The organism is Paraburkholderia sp. HD33-4 (assembly GCF_021390635.1).
GTDB lineage: Bacteria > Pseudomonadota > Gammaproteobacteria > Burkholderiales > Burkholderiaceae > Paraburkholderia.
The window spans coordinates 3,181,034-3,195,578 of record NZ_JAJEJS010000001.1 but is presented as its reverse complement, the minus strand read 5'-3'; the positions used below and the strand labels follow the sequence as shown (position 1 = coordinate 3,195,578).

10 protein-coding genes and 1 tRNA gene are annotated in these 14,545 nt (G+C 66.3%); 7 read left to right on the top strand and 4 right to left on the bottom strand.

The features are described 5' to 3' along the window. Nucleotides 1-105 precede the first annotated feature (105 nt). Nucleotides 106-182 (top strand) — tRNA-Arg (locus tag L0U84_RS14115). Between the two features lie 74 nt (nucleotides 183-256). On the opposite strand, the gene L0U84_RS14110 is transcribed toward L0U84_RS14115, so the two are convergent. Beyond that, nucleotides 257-1,786 carry a metal-dependent hydrolase family protein gene (locus L0U84_RS14110; protein ID WP_233850633.1) on the bottom strand — a complete coding sequence of 510 codons (1,530 nt, stop codon included), beginning with the start codon at nucleotides 1,784-1,786 and terminating at the stop codon, nucleotides 257-259. 259 nt (nucleotides 1,787-2,045) lie between these two features. Between L0U84_RS14110 and L0U84_RS14105 the strand changes: the two genes are divergently transcribed. The 3 genes from L0U84_RS14105 (at nucleotide 2,046) to L0U84_RS14095 (ending at nucleotide 4,605) form a co-directional block, all read left to right on the top strand. Then, nucleotides 2,046-3,611, top strand: coding sequence for a methyl-accepting chemotaxis protein (locus L0U84_RS14105; RefSeq protein WP_233850631.1), 1,566 nt, complete (start codon nucleotides 2,046-2,048; stop codon nucleotides 3,609-3,611). Between the two features lie 114 nt (nucleotides 3,612-3,725). Further along, nucleotides 3,726-4,109: a hypothetical protein gene (locus L0U84_RS14100; protein ID WP_233850629.1), complete on the top strand. Its 384-nt coding sequence runs from the start codon at nucleotides 3,726-3,728 to the stop codon at nucleotides 4,107-4,109. A gap of 46 nt (nucleotides 4,110-4,155) precedes the next feature. After that, nucleotides 4,156-4,605: an NUDIX hydrolase gene (locus L0U84_RS14095; RefSeq protein ID WP_233850627.1), complete on the top strand. Its 450-nt coding sequence runs from the start codon at nucleotides 4,156-4,158 to the stop codon at nucleotides 4,603-4,605. A 16-nt stretch (nucleotides 4,606-4,621) separates the two neighbouring features. Here L0U84_RS14095 and L0U84_RS14090 read toward each other — a convergent pair whose 3' ends face one another. Beyond that, a complete protein-coding gene (locus L0U84_RS14090; RefSeq protein WP_442794036.1) occupies nucleotides 4,622-5,515 on the bottom strand; it encodes a transporter substrate-binding domain-containing protein in 894 nt (297 codons plus the stop codon). Between the two features lie 191 nt (nucleotides 5,516-5,706). After that, a complete protein-coding gene (locus tag L0U84_RS14085; protein ID WP_233850625.1) occupies nucleotides 5,707-7,416 on the bottom strand; it encodes a glutamine--tRNA ligase/YqeY domain fusion protein in 1,710 nt (569 codons plus the stop codon). A gap of 349 nt (nucleotides 7,417-7,765) precedes the next feature. Between L0U84_RS14085 and ggt the strand changes: the two genes are divergently transcribed. Together ggt and L0U84_RS14075 are read left to right on the top strand one after the other, a co-directional pair. After that, nucleotides 7,766-9,580: a gamma-glutamyltransferase gene (gene ggt, locus L0U84_RS14080; RefSeq protein ID WP_233850624.1), complete on the top strand. Its 1,815-nt coding sequence runs from the start codon at nucleotides 7,766-7,768 to the stop codon at nucleotides 9,578-9,580. Nucleotides 9,581-9,636: 56 nt separating this feature from the next. Then, entirely contained in the window at nucleotides 9,637-10,197 is a 561-nt protein-coding gene (locus tag L0U84_RS14075; RefSeq protein WP_233850623.1) for an RBBP9/YdeN family alpha/beta hydrolase, read from the top strand. A gap of 79 nt (nucleotides 10,198-10,276) precedes the next feature. Here L0U84_RS14075 and L0U84_RS14070 read toward each other — a convergent pair whose 3' ends face one another. After that, nucleotides 10,277-11,497 carry a CaiB/BaiF CoA transferase family protein gene (locus L0U84_RS14070; RefSeq protein ID WP_233850622.1) on the bottom strand — a complete coding sequence of 407 codons (1,221 nt, stop codon included), beginning with the start codon at nucleotides 11,495-11,497 and terminating at the stop codon, nucleotides 10,277-10,279. A 322-nt stretch (nucleotides 11,498-11,819) separates the two neighbouring features. On the opposite strand from L0U84_RS14070, the gene alaS reads away from it, so the two are divergent. After that, a complete protein-coding gene (alaS, locus tag L0U84_RS14065; RefSeq protein WP_233850621.1) occupies nucleotides 11,820-14,456 on the top strand; it encodes an alanine--tRNA ligase in 2,637 nt (878 codons plus the stop codon). Nucleotides 14,457-14,545: the final 89 nt, after the last annotated feature.

The window sequence follows — 14,545 nt, the reverse complement described above, 5'->3', positions numbered from 1 at the left end:
CGGTTATAATCCGGGCCCGGTTGATTGCAGGTCAGTTAGAATTTTAGTTTGTGGCAAATCGGGCGGCTCGCTGCGAGTGCCGGTTGCATGCAGATATCGATCCATACGGCAGTAGCTCAGCTGGATAGAGCATCGGCCTTCTAAGCCGAGGGTCGGGGGTTCGAGCCCCTCCTGCCGTACCAGAATCATCGAAGGGTTACAGGCCGCGCCTGTAACCCTTTTTGTTTTTTTGCTGTCTTTTCGCACCTTGCGCGGATCAGTTGAACGCCACGTCCAGCGTGTTCTTGTAGATGCGCCCATCCTTCATGATGACCGCGAGGTTGCTGCCCGGATCGGCGAGCAACTGGATATTGGCGAGCGGGTCCCCTCTGACGATCAGCAGGTCCGCGAGCGCGCCCGCCTCGATCACGCCGAGCTTGCCGGGGTAGGGGTTGCGTGGGCCCGCCATCGCGAGCAGTTCGGCATTGGTGCTCGTCGCCATCGTCAGCACGTCGGCGGCTTCGTACCAGCGCGTCATCTTCGCGAGCTGCGCGCCCTGGCGCGCCGCGAGCTTCGCGTCGAACAGCGTGTCGGTACCCCACGCGGTCTTCAGGCCGTGTTTCTTCGCGAGCGCGTAGGCGGTGTCCGTGCCGTTCGACATCTCGATCTGCTTCGCGCGGCTAGGCGATCCCGCCGGAAAGAAGATCGCGTCCTCGTCGTCGAGAAACGGTTGCAGGCTGAGCCAGATGCCTTCGCCGGCGAGCAGCCTGGCGGTTTCCTCGTTCATCAGCTGGCCGTGCTCGATGCAGCGCACGCCGCCGCGTACCGCGGTCTGGATCGCGCGTGGCATGTACGCGTGCACGGCCACGTAGGTGCCCCAGTTTTCGGCGGCGTCGACGGCCGCGCGAAACTCGGCCTCCGTGTATTGCGACACGTCGAGCGGATCATAGCTGGACGCAACGCCACCGCCGGCCGCGAGCTTCAGCTGACTCGCGCCGAGCATCAGCTGCTCGCGCGCGCGTTTGAGAATCTCGGATGTGCCGTCGGCGATCGCGCCGGCGCCCAGCACCTCGCCGCGCGAAGGCGACTGCCCCGCGTACGACGGAACCTCGAACGGCATGCGAAAGTCGCCGTGCCCCGAGGTCTGCGAGATCATCGCGCCCGACGGCCAGATGCGCGGCCCCGGCATCATGCCGATGTCGATGGCCTTCTTCAGCGAAAACGCCGGACCGGCCATGTCGCGGATGCTCGTGAAGCCGCGCATCAGCATGCGTTCGGCTTCGCTCGCCGCGGCGAGGTGGATGAAGCCGATGTCGGCGACCATCAGCTGTGGCATCGACAGCGAGGCCATCATGATGTGCGCGTGCGCATCGATGAGACCCGGCATCAGCGTATGTCCGCTGCCGTCCACCACCTGCATGCCGTCGAGCGTCTGGCCGTCGTCGGGTTCGACCGCGGCGATCCGGTTGCCGTCGACGATCACGCGATAGCCGCTCTTCAGCGTTTTGCTCTTGCCGTCGAAGAGACGAAGGTTCGTGAACGCGACGCGCAGCGGTTGCGTCTTCGAGCCGGCCGCTGCGCCGGGCTGCGGGGCGGACGCGGGCGCGCCGGTCGCGGCCGCCCAACTGGCCAGGATGCCGTGAGAGGCGAACGCAGAGGGGTGATCGGAAGACGGCTCGATCGACTGATCGGGCGCCTCGTGGCGCAGTTGATCGAGACGCGCGTTGAGCCGCAGAAAGGACGGACTGTGGCAGATACATCCCCAGCCGGCGGCGCGCGCGTGAGCTTGCGATGCTTGCATTTCCATTCGAGACTCCAGGGCTCAAAAGGGGCGCTGCCGCCGACACAATGCTGCGCCGGGACAGGCGTTCATCATGCACTCGACGGATCTTAGCAGCATGTTTTGGCGGCGCGACAGCCGATGCGGGCGAACCCGGGGCCGCCACGCGTGCCGTGTCGGGCCGTCAGCGCACGGCTCGCTTCGGGTGTTTCCCGACTCAGGAAATCGCGCTTGACGCCGTTAATTCGACAGAACCGTCTGACGCGCCGTGATTGGAGGAACCCGCGTGAACCGACTCAGCCTCAACACCAAACTCTGGCTCGCGCTGCTGATTACGTGGCTCGGCCTGCTCGGCCTCGGCGGCTGGGCCGCGTGGCAGTCGCGCGCGACGATGCTCGCCGAGCGCAAGTCGGCCGTGCAGAACGTCGTCGAGAGCGCGTACGGCATCGTCGCCGACTACGCGCAGCGCGCCGACCAGCACGAGCTGACGCCCGAACAGGCGCGGCAGCAGGCACTGGCGCGCCTGTCCGTGATGCGCTATCCGGGCAGCGGCTACATGATCGTGTCGACCGCCACGCCGGTCGTGATCATGCATCCGGTGCTCGCCGATCTGCGCAACAAGGACGTCTCTCACTACGCGGACAGCGACGGCAAGCTGCTGTTCGTCGAGATGGTCAAAGTCGCCCAGGCGCAGGGCCAGGGCTTCGTCGATTACATGGGGCGGCTCGCGGGCAACAACGAGCGCGTGCCGAAGATCAGCTTCGTCAAGCGCTTTGCGGCGTGGGACTGGTATCTGATTTCGGGCGTCTACGTGAACGACATCGACGCGGCGTTCCGCGCCGACCTGCTGCGCTATCTGCTGACGATCCTCGTGATCGGCAGCTTCAGCACCCTCGCGCTCGTGCTGATCATCCGCAACGTGAAGCGTAGCCTTGGCGGCGAGCCGGCCTATGCGGCGAGCGTCGCGGAGACCATCGCCGACGGCGATCTGTCGTGCCCGGTCGCACTCACCGGCGACGATCAGCAAAGCATGCTGTTCGCGATGCAACGCATGCAAAGCCGCCTCGCCGACGCGATCCGGCGCATTCGCGGCGGCACCGAAACCATCACGGTCGCGGCCGAAGAGATCGCCGCGGGCAATCTCGATCTGTCGGCGCGAACCGAACAGCAGGCCTCGTCGCTCGGCGAAACGGCCGCGAGCATGGAGCAGCTGACGGCGACCGTCAAGCAGAACGCCGACAACGCGCTGCAGGCCAATCGCATGGCGCGCTCCGCGTCGCAGCTCGCGGGCGAGGGCGGCGAGGCCGTGCAGCACGTCGTCGCGAACATGCAGAGCATCGCGGCGAGTTCGGCGCGGGTGGTCGATATCATCGGCGTGATCGAAAGCATCGCGTTTCAGACCAACATCCTCGCGCTGAACGCGGCCGTCGAAGCCGCGCGCGCCGGCGAGGAGGGCCGCGGCTTCGCGGTCGTCGCAGGCGAAGTGCGCAATCTCGCGCGCCGCAGCGCTGATGCGGCCAAGGAGATCAAGACGCTGATCGAGGATTCGGTCGCGCGCGTCGGCAGCGGCAAGGCGCTCGTCGAGAAAGCGGGCGGCACGATGGAGTCGCTCGTCGATGCGGTGAAGCGCGTGACCGACATCATCAGCGAAATTTCCGCCGCGTCCGACGAGCAGAGCCGCGGCATCGAGCAGGTCAATCTCGCGATCGCGCAGATGGACGAGACCACGCAGCAGAACGCGGCAATGGTCGAGCAGGCGGCGGCCGCCGCGCAATCGATGCAGGAACAGGCGCAGATGCTGCGCGACGTCGTCAACATGTTCCGCCTGCAGGGGACGGCCGCCGCGCGTTGAGGGCCGCCCCGAGGACGCGCTGCCTGCCGAAGTGTGCATGCTATGCTTTTGAGGTCAGGATCAAAAGCCGCCGGGCGCCGTTGCGCGCGGTGCACACTTCGAGGAGAGTCCTTCATGTCGACGCGAACCCGTGTGCTGTTCCACCTCAGTGCCGCCGGCCTGCTGCTCGGCGCGGCGATCGGCGCGCAAGCTGCGAACCTCGCTTTTCTGAACGACACGCCGATCGCCTACATGCATCAGCGCGACAACGACTCGATCAAGCAGGCGGTCATGAGCGCACTCAACGACAGGAAGGACGGCGACACCTTCACGTGGGTCAACGACGGCACCGGCAATAGCGTGAGGATCGACGCCAACATCACGATGGACAGTACCTCCACCGACAGTGGGCGCACCTGCCGCACCCTCGGGGTCGTCCTCAATGCGAAAGGGCAATCGATGAATCTGCGTCCGAACTTCTGCAAGGTAGGCGGCGCCTGGCAGCTGCAGAAGCGTTGAGCATGCTTGAGTGCGGCGACGGACGTGCCTGCAGTGAGACTGTCCGATGAGCCCGCGTATCGTCTCCTGCGGGATCGTGCTGCTCGATCCCGGCGGACGCGTGCTGCTCGCGCACGCGACCGAAACGACGCACTGGGACATTCCGAAAGGACATGGCGAAGAGGGTGAGGTGCCGCACGTGACCGCGCTGCGCGAGCTGGTCGAGGAAACCGGCATCGCGCTCGAGGCCGATCGCCTGAAGGATCTCGGCCTGTTCGTCTACCGGCGCGACAAAGACCTGCATCTGTTCGCGGCACGCGCGGGCGCCGGCGAGCTCGATCTCAGCACATGCATCTGCACGTCGCTGTTTCCGCGCCGCTCGGACGGCACGCTGATCCCCGAAATGGACGACTACCGCTGGGCGTCGATCGATGAAATCCCGCGCTATGCGAGCCGTAGTCTGACGCGGCTCTTCGAGACGACGCTGTCGCTCGCGGAGCTGCACCGGTCGCTATAGGCGCCGCGCGCCGCCTTTAATCGAGCGCGCGGTCGTTCGGATGCGCGAACAACGCGCGGTTCTGCTCCGACAGCGGGTAATTGACGTTGATGCCGTGCGGCGGAATCGGCTGCGTGAACCACTGCTGGTATAGACGCTCGGCGTCGCCGGAGGTCTGCGAACGCGAGATCACGCGATTCACGAGCGCGCGGAACGGCTCGTCGCCCTTGCGGAACATGCACGCATACACCTCGTAGCCGAGCGGCGTACCGGTCACGATGAAATCGTCGGGATGCGGGTCGGTCGCCTTGAAACCGTAGACGATCGGCTCGTCCATCACGAACGCCACCGCGTGGCCGTCCTTCATCGCGTTGAAGGCGTCCTGATGGTCGCGCACGCTCATGATGCGCATGTTCAGCTGCTTGTCGGTGTTCAGGCTGCGCAGCAGGCGCTCGTCGGACGTGCCCGCGGTCGTCACGACCGGCTTGCCGGCCAGATCGGCGAAATCGGTGATGCCGCTGTTCTTGCGCGTGATCATGCGCACCGCGTACTGGAAAAAGCTGTCCGAAAACGCGGCGACGTTTTCGCGCTCGACCGTGTGCGTGGTCGAGCCGCATTCGAGGTCGATCTGGTTGTTCAACAGCATCGGCGTGCGGTTCGACGACGTCACCGTGACTTCGTGAACCCGCAGCTGCGGCATGCCGAGCGTTTTGCGGATCTCGTCGACGATCTGCAACGCGATCGTCTGCGAGTAGCCGACCGTGCGCTTGCCGTCGAAGTACGAGAACGGGATCGACGCTTCGCGCACGCCGAGCACGACCACGCCGTCGTCGTGGATCTTTCTCAGCGTGCCGGTCAGCTCGTCCGCGCGGGCGGGGCCGGCGAACGCGACCACGCCGCAAGCGGCCAGTGCAAGCAGCACGCGTTGCATGCCGCGCAGCAGACGCGGCATGCGTGGGCTCCGCGCGACGCGAAGCGTAACCTCAGACCTTTCCCCGCGGCGGTCTGCAACCATCATCGGACCTCCCGGACCGGCGCGCCCGGGCGAGCGCGCAGTGAGTGTCGATCGAACATCCTGCAACCCGGATGGGCCGGCAACGCCGGGCCGTTGCTGACGCGAGCTCAGGCCGGCTTGCCCCAACTGTCGCGCAGACTGACGATGCGGTTGAATACGGGCTTACCCGGCTTCGAATCGACGCGGTCGGCAACGAAGTAGCCGTGGCGCTCGAACTGGTAGCGCTGCTCCGGCAGCGCATGGTGCGCGCCGGTTTCGAGGTAGGCCTGGACCACGCGCTTCGAGTCCGGATTCAGCGCTTCGAGGAAGTCGCGCCCGCCGGCATCCGGTTGCGGTTCCTTGAACAGCCGGTCGTAGATGCGCACTTCCGCCGGGCACGCGGCCGCCGCGCTGACCCAGTGGATGTTGCCCTTGACCTTGTAGTTGTTCGCGCCTTCGGTGCCCGATTTGCTGTCCGGGAAGTAGTTGCAATGCACCGCGACGATATTGCCGTGCTCGTCCTTGTCCGCGTGCGTGCATTCGATCACGTAGCCGTAGCGCAGGCGCACCTTGTTGCCCGGGAACAGGCGGAAGTAGCCCTTCGGCGGCGTCTCCGTGAAGTCATCGCGCTCGATCCACAGCTCGCGCGAAATCGGGAACTCGCGCAGGCCCTGTTCCGGGTGATGCGGATGCACCGGTGCGTGGCACGGTTCGGTGAGGCGTTCGGGGAAGTTGTCGATGATCAGCTTGACCGGATCGAGCACGGCGGCGATGCGCGGCGCCTTCTCGTCGAGATCGTCGCGCAGCGCGCCTTCGAACACGCTCATGTCGATCCACGAGTCGACCTTGGTCACGCCGATACGCTCGCAGAACAGCTGGATCGATTCGGGCGTGAAGCCACGCCGGCGCACGCCGACGATGGTCGGCATGCGCGGGTCGTCCCAACCTTCCACATGGCCTTCGGTGACCAGTTGCAGCAGCTTGCGCTTGCTGGTGATCGCATAGGTCAGGTTCAGGCGCGAAAACTCGATTTGCTGCGGCAGCGGACGCTTGAAGATGCCGGCTTCGGCGAGCTCGTTCAGGATCCAGTCGTACAACGGCCGATGGTCTTCGAACTCGAGCGTGCACAGCGAATGCGTGATGTTTTCCAGCGCGTCCGAGATGCAGTGCGTGTAGTCGTACATCGGGTACACGCACCACGCGTCGCCGGTGCGGTAGTGATGCGCGAAGCGGATCCGGTAGATGACCGGGTCGCGCATGTTGAAGTTCGGCGACGACATGTCGATCTTCGCGCGCAGCACGTGCTCGCCTTCCTTGAACTCGCCCGCCTTCATGCGGCGGAACAGGTCGAGGTTTTCCTCGGCCGAACGCTCGCGGAAACGCGACGGTGTGCCGACTTCGGTGGCCGAGCCGCGGTTCGCGCGGATTTCCTCGGCCGACTGGCTGTCCACGTACGCGCGGCCGCGCTGGATCAGCAGCTCCGCGAACTCGTACAGCTTGTCGTAGTAGTCACTCGCGTAGTACAGATGCTCGGTGCGGTTCTTTTCCCACTCGAAGCCGAGCCAGCGCACCGAGTCGATGATCGACTCGACGTACTCGACGCTTTCCTTCTCCGGATTGGTGTCGTCGAAGCGCAGATGGCACACGCCGCCGTAGCTGCGCGCGACGCCGAAGTTCAGGCAGATGCTTTTCGCGTGACCGATGTGCAGATAGCCGTTCGGCTCCGGCGGGAAGCGCGTTTCGACGCGCTGGCTCCATTTGCCGGTGCGGTTGTCGTCGTCGATGATGTTGCGGATGAAATTGGATGCCGCGGGCGCGTCGTTGCGTTCGGTATTCATGCGAGAAGATGAGAGTCCGTGGGGGCGCGCGATGCGCCCGCTTAGCCGTCAATTCTACCTGACGAGGCGGCTCGCGGCAGGCGCTTGCGGCGCGCAGCCAACGGCGGGGCGGGTTTGGCGCGGATGCCGGCATCAGGCAAGCAGGCGCGCGGGGCTGTAACAGGAGGTAAAACGGGTTGGCGACGCGCGACGCAGCGACTTAGGATGCGCTGCTGCGCGAGTCCCACGCGCCTGCGCTGGGCCTTCGCGTGGGCGGGCTTGCCCGAGCCGTCCACGCCGTCCTTCATCTTCTTGCACGAGGCTGCGCTGCTCGTGCGTCATGCTCGCCTCGTTGCCGGAGTTTTCACGGATGTCTGTCCCGACGCACGGCGCGTTCCGCGCGCCTTTCGCCTGCGCTTTGGCTAGTGCCCGTTATTCCCGCCGTACCCGTCGCGTGCTGGCTTCGGCCTGGTTTGCCGCGCTCGCCGTGAGCGTGGCCGCGCCGCTGTCCGCCGCCGCGAAAACACCCGCGCCGAAGCCGGCGCTCGATGCGTCGGCAGTCGCCGCGCCGGATAGCTACAGCGCCGACACCGCGCAGCAGATCTTCGCCGAAGGCGGCAACGCGGTCGATGCCGCGGTCGCGATGGCCTTCACGCTCGCCGTCACGCGGCCCGATGCGGGCAACCTCGGCGGTGGCGGTTTCATGACGCTGCTGGTCGACGGCAAGCCGTATTTTCTCGACTATCGCGAGCGCGCGCCGCAGCGGGCGACCCGCGACATGTACCTCGACGACAAAGGCAACGCGGTGCCGGGCATGAGCACGATGGGTCATCGCGCGGTGGCCGTGCCGGGCACCGTCGATGGCATGTGGGAAGCGCAGCGGCGCTTCGGCAAGCTCAAATGGAAGCATGTGCTGGCACCCGCGATCCATTACGCGACCGATGGCTTCCAGGTCGATCCGCGGCTGCAGCAGCGGCGCGACGCGGCCGCGAAGAGTTTCTCCGGCAAGACCAATTTCGACGCGTATTTCTCGGGCCTGAAGGCGGGCGCGACGCTGCGCCAGCCGGAACTCGCGCAGACGCTCGGGCGGATTGCGAGCGACGGCGGCCGCGAGTTCTACGAGGGCCGCACCGCCCAGATGATCGCCGCGCAGATGTACGGCCACGGCCTGATCACCAGCCAGGATCTGAGCCAGTACAAGGCGCTGTGGCGCGAGCCGCTCGCCGCCGACTGGCATGGCTACCGCGTGATCACCGCGCCGCCGCCGGGCTCGGGCGGCATCGGGCTGATCCAGATGCTGAAGATGCGGGCCGATCTGCAGCCGGCATTCGACGGTCTCGCGCTGAATTCGGCGCCGTACATCCATCTGATCGCGCAGATCGAGGATCGGGTGTTCGCGGACCGGCAGAGCCATATCGGCGACCCGGACGCGGCGCCGGTGCCGGTCGCGAAGCTGATTGGCGACGCCTACCTCGCGCAGCGCGCGGCCGAAGTCAAACCTGTCGAAGCGGCGGGCGCGGCGCCGGTGAAACCCGATGTCGACGGTGCCGCGGCGACGGAGAAGGCGCAAACCACGCATTTCTCGGTGGTCGACAAGTGGGGCAACGCGGTATCGAACACCTACACGCTGAACGGCGATTTCGGCTCGGGCGTGGTGGTGGACGGCGGCGGGTTTCTGCTGAACGATGCGATGGACGATTTCGTGACCAGGCCGGCCAGCGCCGGCGCGACGGGTGCATCGGGTGCATCGGGCGCGGCCTCGACTCCCGGCGGTGCCGATGCCGAGCCGAACACGATCGCTGCGGGCCGCCGCCCGATTGCGTCGATGACCCCCACGCTGCTGCTGAAGGACGGCAAGATCGCACTCGTGATCGGCACGCCGGGCGGCTCGCGGATCCTCACTACGATCTTCCAGGTCATGACGAATCTGTACGACTTCGACATGCCGGCGACGGACGCGCTCGCCGCGATGCGTTTCCATCATCAGTTGCTGCCGCAAAAGACGATCTACTTCGAGCCGTACCGTCCGGCGCCGGATGAACTCGCCGCGCAACTGAAGGCGCTCGGCTATACGGTCGAGCAGCAGTCGTTCAACGGCGACGTGCAGATGATCCGCGTGGACGGCACCACACCCGAGCCCGCGAGCGATCCCCGTGGTGGCGGCGTGGCACGCGTGATACGGTAGACGGCCCGCCGCGCGCTACCGCGCGAGCGGTCGATAAGCCGAACACGGGGAGCGCGATGAGCGTACAAAAACCAACCACACTCGTACTGCCGGGCTATCTGGGCTCCGGTCCCGGCCACTGGCAAACGCGCTGGGAAGCGCTCGATCCCGCGTTCGTCCGCGTGCGGATGCCGGATTGGGAGCACCCTTCGCGCGACGTCTGGCGTCGCACGCTCGCCGCGGCGCTCGACGCCGTGGACGCGCCGGTGGTGTTCGCCGCTCACAGCCTCGGCTGTCTGACCACCGCGTTCTGGGCCTCTCAGTACGCGAGCGCGGCGCAGCTCGCGAAGGTGGCCGGCGCTCTGCTGGTCGCCGTGCCCGATCCGGCTGAAGCGCATTTCCCGCCGGACGCAACCGGTTTTGCGCCGGTGCCGCTCACCCGCCTGCCGTTTGCGACGATCGTCGTGGCGAGCAGCGACGATCCGTATGGCGGCGTACCGTTCTCGCAAACCTGCGCAGACGCGTGGGGCAGCCGCTGGATCGGGATCGGCGCGCGCGGCCACATCAATGCCGAGAGCGGCCTCGACGATTGGGACGAGGGGCGGGGCTGGTTAGCGTCGCTGGCGGCGGGGCGCTGAAGCATCTTGCGCAGCGCGCACATCGACCTTACGCCTCAGCCTGCGCCAGCCGCCTCAGCCGCTCCAGCCGCCGCATCGATCAGATCACCGCTTTGCGCTTCAACTCCGCAATCGTCTGCGCGTCGTATCCGAGCACGTCGCTCAGCACGTGCTCGGTATGCTCGCCGAGCAGCGGCGGATGGCTCAGCGCCTGCGGCGGCGTGCCGGTCATGTTGATCGGATTGCGCACGAGCTTGACCGTGCCGCCCGACGGATGCGGCAGATCCACCTGCAGGCCGCGCGCGACCACCTGCTCGTTGTCGAACACCTCGTCGAGGTTGTTGATCGGCCCGCACGGCACGCCGGCCGCTTCGAGCGCCGCGATCCATTGCTGCTTGCCCTGCAGACGGACCATCGCCGCGAGCATCGGCACCAGCAGTTCGCGGTTGCGCACGCGCGCGGGGTTGGTCGCGAAACGGTCGTCGTCGGCAAGCTCCGGGCGGCCGCCCACCTCGACGAATTTGCGGAACTGCCCGTCGTTGCCGACTGCGACGATGATCCAGCCGTCGCTCGTCTGGAAGGTCTGGTAGGGCACGATGTTCGGGTGCGCGTTGCCCCAGCGCACCGGCGGCTGGCCGCTCGCGAGGTAGTTCGAGTTCATGTTGGCGAGCATTGCGACCTGCACATCGAGCAGCGCCATGTCGATGTATTGACCAACGCCTGTGCGGTCGCGGTGCGTGAGCGCGGTCAGCACGGCGATCGTGGAGTACATGCCGGTCATCAGGTCGGCGATCGCGACGCCGGCCTTCTGCGGACCGCCCCCCGGCTGGCCGTCACGCTCGCCGGTAATGCTCATGAAGCCGCCGATGCCCTGCACGATGAAGTCGTAGCCGGCGCGCTGCGCATACGGACCGGTCTGCCCGAAGCCCGTGACCGAGCAGTAGATCAGGTCGGGCTTCACCGCTTTGAGCGATTCATAGTCGAGGCCGTACTTCTTCAACTGGCCGACCTTGTAGTTCTCGAGCACGACGTCGCTTTGCGCGGCCAGTTCGCGCACGATCCGCTGGCCCTCGGGCGACGCGATGTCGAGCGTGACCGAGCGCTTGTTGCGGTTCGCCGCCAGATAGTAGGCGGCTTCGCGCGTGTCCGCGCCGTCCGGCGTCTTCAGATAGGGAGGCCCCCAGTGGCGCGTGTCGTCGCCGACTTCGGGGCGTTCGATCTTGATGACGTCGGCGCCGAAATCGGCGAGCGTCTGCGCGCACCACGGACCGGCGAGCACGCGGGTGAGATCCAGCACGCGGATGTGACTGAGAGCGCCCATATTCTTCAATGTCTCCTGATGGTTGCAGGCCGCGCGGCGAGCTGCCATGCGCTTGTCACGCGAAGTTTCGTGGAAGCCATCTTAAGCGATTCCCGCTTGCGGGCGCAGTCAGCCGGACGTCATAGCGCGCTTCGGGCGCGGGGACACGCGGCTGTCGCATCGGGCGCAGGCCGTGCTGGCCGGATGGCCAGGCAGGCGGCGCGCGGTGCCGCGCGCGCTTGCCGATCCCGTATAATCAGTCGTTTAAAGAAACAGTCAGTTGGCGCCTCCCACCGGCCGCCAGTCTCCGTCAGGAACCGTCAGGACCCGTCCCCCGCACGCTATGAAAGCCGCTGAAATCCGCGAGAAATTCCTCAAGTTCTTCGAATCGAAGGGCCACACGATCGTCCGTTCGTCGAGCCTCGTGCCCGGCAACGACCCGACACTGCTCTTCACCAATTCGGGGATGGTGCAGTTCAAAGATGTGTTCCTCGGCGCGGAATCGCGTCCGTATGCTCGCGCCACGACCTCGCAGCGCAGCGTGCGCGCCGGTGGCAAGCACAACGACCTCGAGAACGTCGGCTACACCGCGCGTCACCACACGTTCTTCGAGATGCTCGGCAATTTCTCGTTCGGCGACTACTTCAAGCGCGACGCGATCCACTACGCGTGGGAACTGCTGACCGGGGTCTACCAACTGCCGAAAGACAAGCTGTGGGTCACCGTCTACCAGGAAGACGACGAAGCGCACGACATCTGGGCGAAGGAAGTGGGCGTGCCGGTCGAGCGCATCATCCGCATCGGCGACAACAAGGGCGCGCGCTACGCGTCGGACAACTTCTGGCAGATGGCTGACGTTGGCCCGTGCGGCCCGTGCTCGGAAATCTTCTACGACCATGGTCCTGAAGTGTGGGGCGGCCCGCCGGGATCGCCCGAGGAAGACGGCGACCGCTACATCGAGATCTGGAACCTCGTGTTCATGCAGTTCAGCCGCGACGCGCAGGGCAACATGACACCGTTGCCCAAGCAATGCGTGGACACCGGCATGGGCCTCGAGCGTATCGCGGCGGTGCTGCAGCACGTGCACAGCAACTACGAGATCGACCTGTTCCAGGCGCTCATTCAAGCCGCCGGCCGTGAAACCGGCGTGACCGATCTCGGCAACAACTCGCTGAAGGTGATCGCCGATCACATCCGCGCGTGCTCGTTCCTGATCGTCGACGGCGTGATTCCGGGCAACGAAGGCCGCGGCTACGTGCTGCGCCGTATCGTGCGCCGCGCGATCCGCCACGGCTACAAGCTCGGCAAGAAGGGTTCGTTCTTCCATCGCCTCGTGACCGACCTCGTCGCGCAGATGGGCGAAGCCTATCCGGAACTGGCGCAGGCCGAGCAGCGCGTGACCGACGTGCTGCGTCAGGAAGAAGAGCGCTTCTTCGAGACGATCGAGCACGGCATGTCGATTCTCGAAGCCGCATTGGCCGATCTCGACGCGAAGGGTGGCAAAAGCGGTGGCAAGACTCTCGACGGCGAACTCGCGTTCAAGCTGCATGACACCTACGGCTTCCCGCTCGACCTGACCGCGGACGTCTGCCGCGAGCGCGAAGTCACGGTCGACGAAGCCGCGTTCGACGACGCGATGGCGCGTCAGCGCGAGCAGGCGCGCGCGGCGGGCAAGTTCAAGATGGCGCAGGGCCTCGAATACTCGGGCGCGAAGACCACGTTCCACGGCTACGAAGAAATCGTCTTCGACGACGCGAAGGTCATCGCGCTGTACGTGGACGGCGCGTCGGTGCAGCAGGCGCAGGCCGGCCAGCAGGCGGTCGTCGTGCTGGATCACACGCCGTTCTACGCGGAGTCGGGCGGCCAGGTCGGCGACCAGGGCGTGCTCGCGAACGCCAGCACGCGCTTTGCGGTTGCCGATACGCTGAAGGTGCAGGCCGACGTGGTCGGCCATCACGGTACGATCGAGCAGGGCACGCTGAAGGTCGGCGACGTCGTGAAGGCGGAAATCGACGCGGTGCGCCGCGCCCGCACGGCGCGCAACCACTCGGCCACGCACCTGATGCACAAGGCGCTGCGCGAGGTGCTCGGTTCGCACGTGCAGCAGAAGGGCTCGCTCGTCGACGCCGACAAGACCCGCTTCGACTTCGCGCACAACGCGCCGATGACGGACGAACAGATCCGCCGCGTCGAGGCAATCGTCAACGCCGAGGTGCTGGCGAACGCGCCCGGTATCGTGCGCGTGATGTCGTACGACGATGCGGTGAAGGGCGGCGCAATGGCGTTGTTCGGCGAAAAGTACGGCGACGAAGTGCGCGTGCTCGACCTCGGCTTCTCGCGCGAGCTGTGCGGCGGTACGCACGTGAATCGTTCGGGTGACATCGGTTTCTTCAAGATCGTGATGGAAGGTGGCGTAGCGGCGGGCATCCGTCGCGTCGAAGCGATCACGGGCGACAACGCGGTGCGCTACGTGCAGGAGCTCGAAGCGCGCGTCAACGCGGCCGCGGCCGTGCTGAAGGCGCAACCGGCGGAACTCACGCAGCGCATCGGCCAGGTGCAGGACCAGGTGAAGGCGCTCGAGAAGGAACTGGGCGCACTGAAGTCGAAGATGGCGTCGAGCCAGGGCGACGAACTCGCGGGCCAGGCGATCGAAATCGGCGGCGTGCACGTGCTCGCGGCGACGCTCGAAGGCGCGGACGTGAAGACGCTGCGCGAAACGGTCGACAAGCTCAAGGACAAGCTGAAGAGCGCGGCGATCGTGCTCGCGTCGGTCGAAGGCGGCAAGGTCAGCCTGATCGCCGGTGTGACCGCCGACGCCAGCAAGAAGGTCAAGGCGGGCGAACTGGTCAACTTCGTGGCCCAGCAGGTGGGCGGCAAGGGCGGTGGCCGTCCGGACATGGCGCAGGCTGGCGGTACCGAGCCGGCCAACCTGCCGGCGGCGCTCGCGGGCGTCAAGGGCTGGGTCGAAGGGCAGCTTTGATTGTGAGGGTCCGTTGAGTCCGGCTTGACCTGCCGTCGAGCCGGGTTCGACCGGGGGGCCACGCGGCGCGCCAGCAGGGTTGGCGCGTT

Excerpts from the sequence above, each read along its gene's own strand:
- L0U84_RS14075 (WP_233850623.1), top strand. The coding sequence starts at position 9,637 with ATGAGCGTACAAAAACCAACCACACTCGTACTGCCGGGCTATCTGGGC.
- L0U84_RS14090 (WP_442794036.1), bottom strand. The coding sequence starts at position 5,515 with ATGCAACGCGTGCTGCTTGCACTGGCCGCTTGCGGCGTGGTCGCGTTC.
- L0U84_RS14070 (WP_233850622.1), bottom strand. The coding sequence starts at position 11,497 with ATGGGCGCTCTCAGTCACATCCGCGTGCTGGATCTCACCCGCGTGCTC.
- L0U84_RS14085 (WP_233850625.1), bottom strand. The coding sequence starts at position 7,416 with ATGAATACCGAACGCAACGACGCGCCCGCGGCATCCAATTTCATCCGC.
- ggt (WP_233850624.1), top strand. The coding sequence starts at position 7,766 with ATGTCTGTCCCGACGCACGGCGCGTTCCGCGCGCCTTTCGCCTGCGCT.
- L0U84_RS14110 (WP_233850633.1), bottom strand. The coding sequence starts at position 1,786 with ATGGAAATGCAAGCATCGCAAGCTCACGCGCGCGCCGCCGGCTGGGGA.
- L0U84_RS14100 (WP_233850629.1), top strand. The coding sequence starts at position 3,726 with ATGTCGACGCGAACCCGTGTGCTGTTCCACCTCAGTGCCGCCGGCCTG.
- alaS (WP_233850621.1), top strand. The coding sequence starts at position 11,820 with ATGAAAGCCGCTGAAATCCGCGAGAAATTCCTCAAGTTCTTCGAATCG.
- L0U84_RS14095 (WP_233850627.1), top strand. The coding sequence starts at position 4,156 with ATGAGCCCGCGTATCGTCTCCTGCGGGATCGTGCTGCTCGATCCCGGC.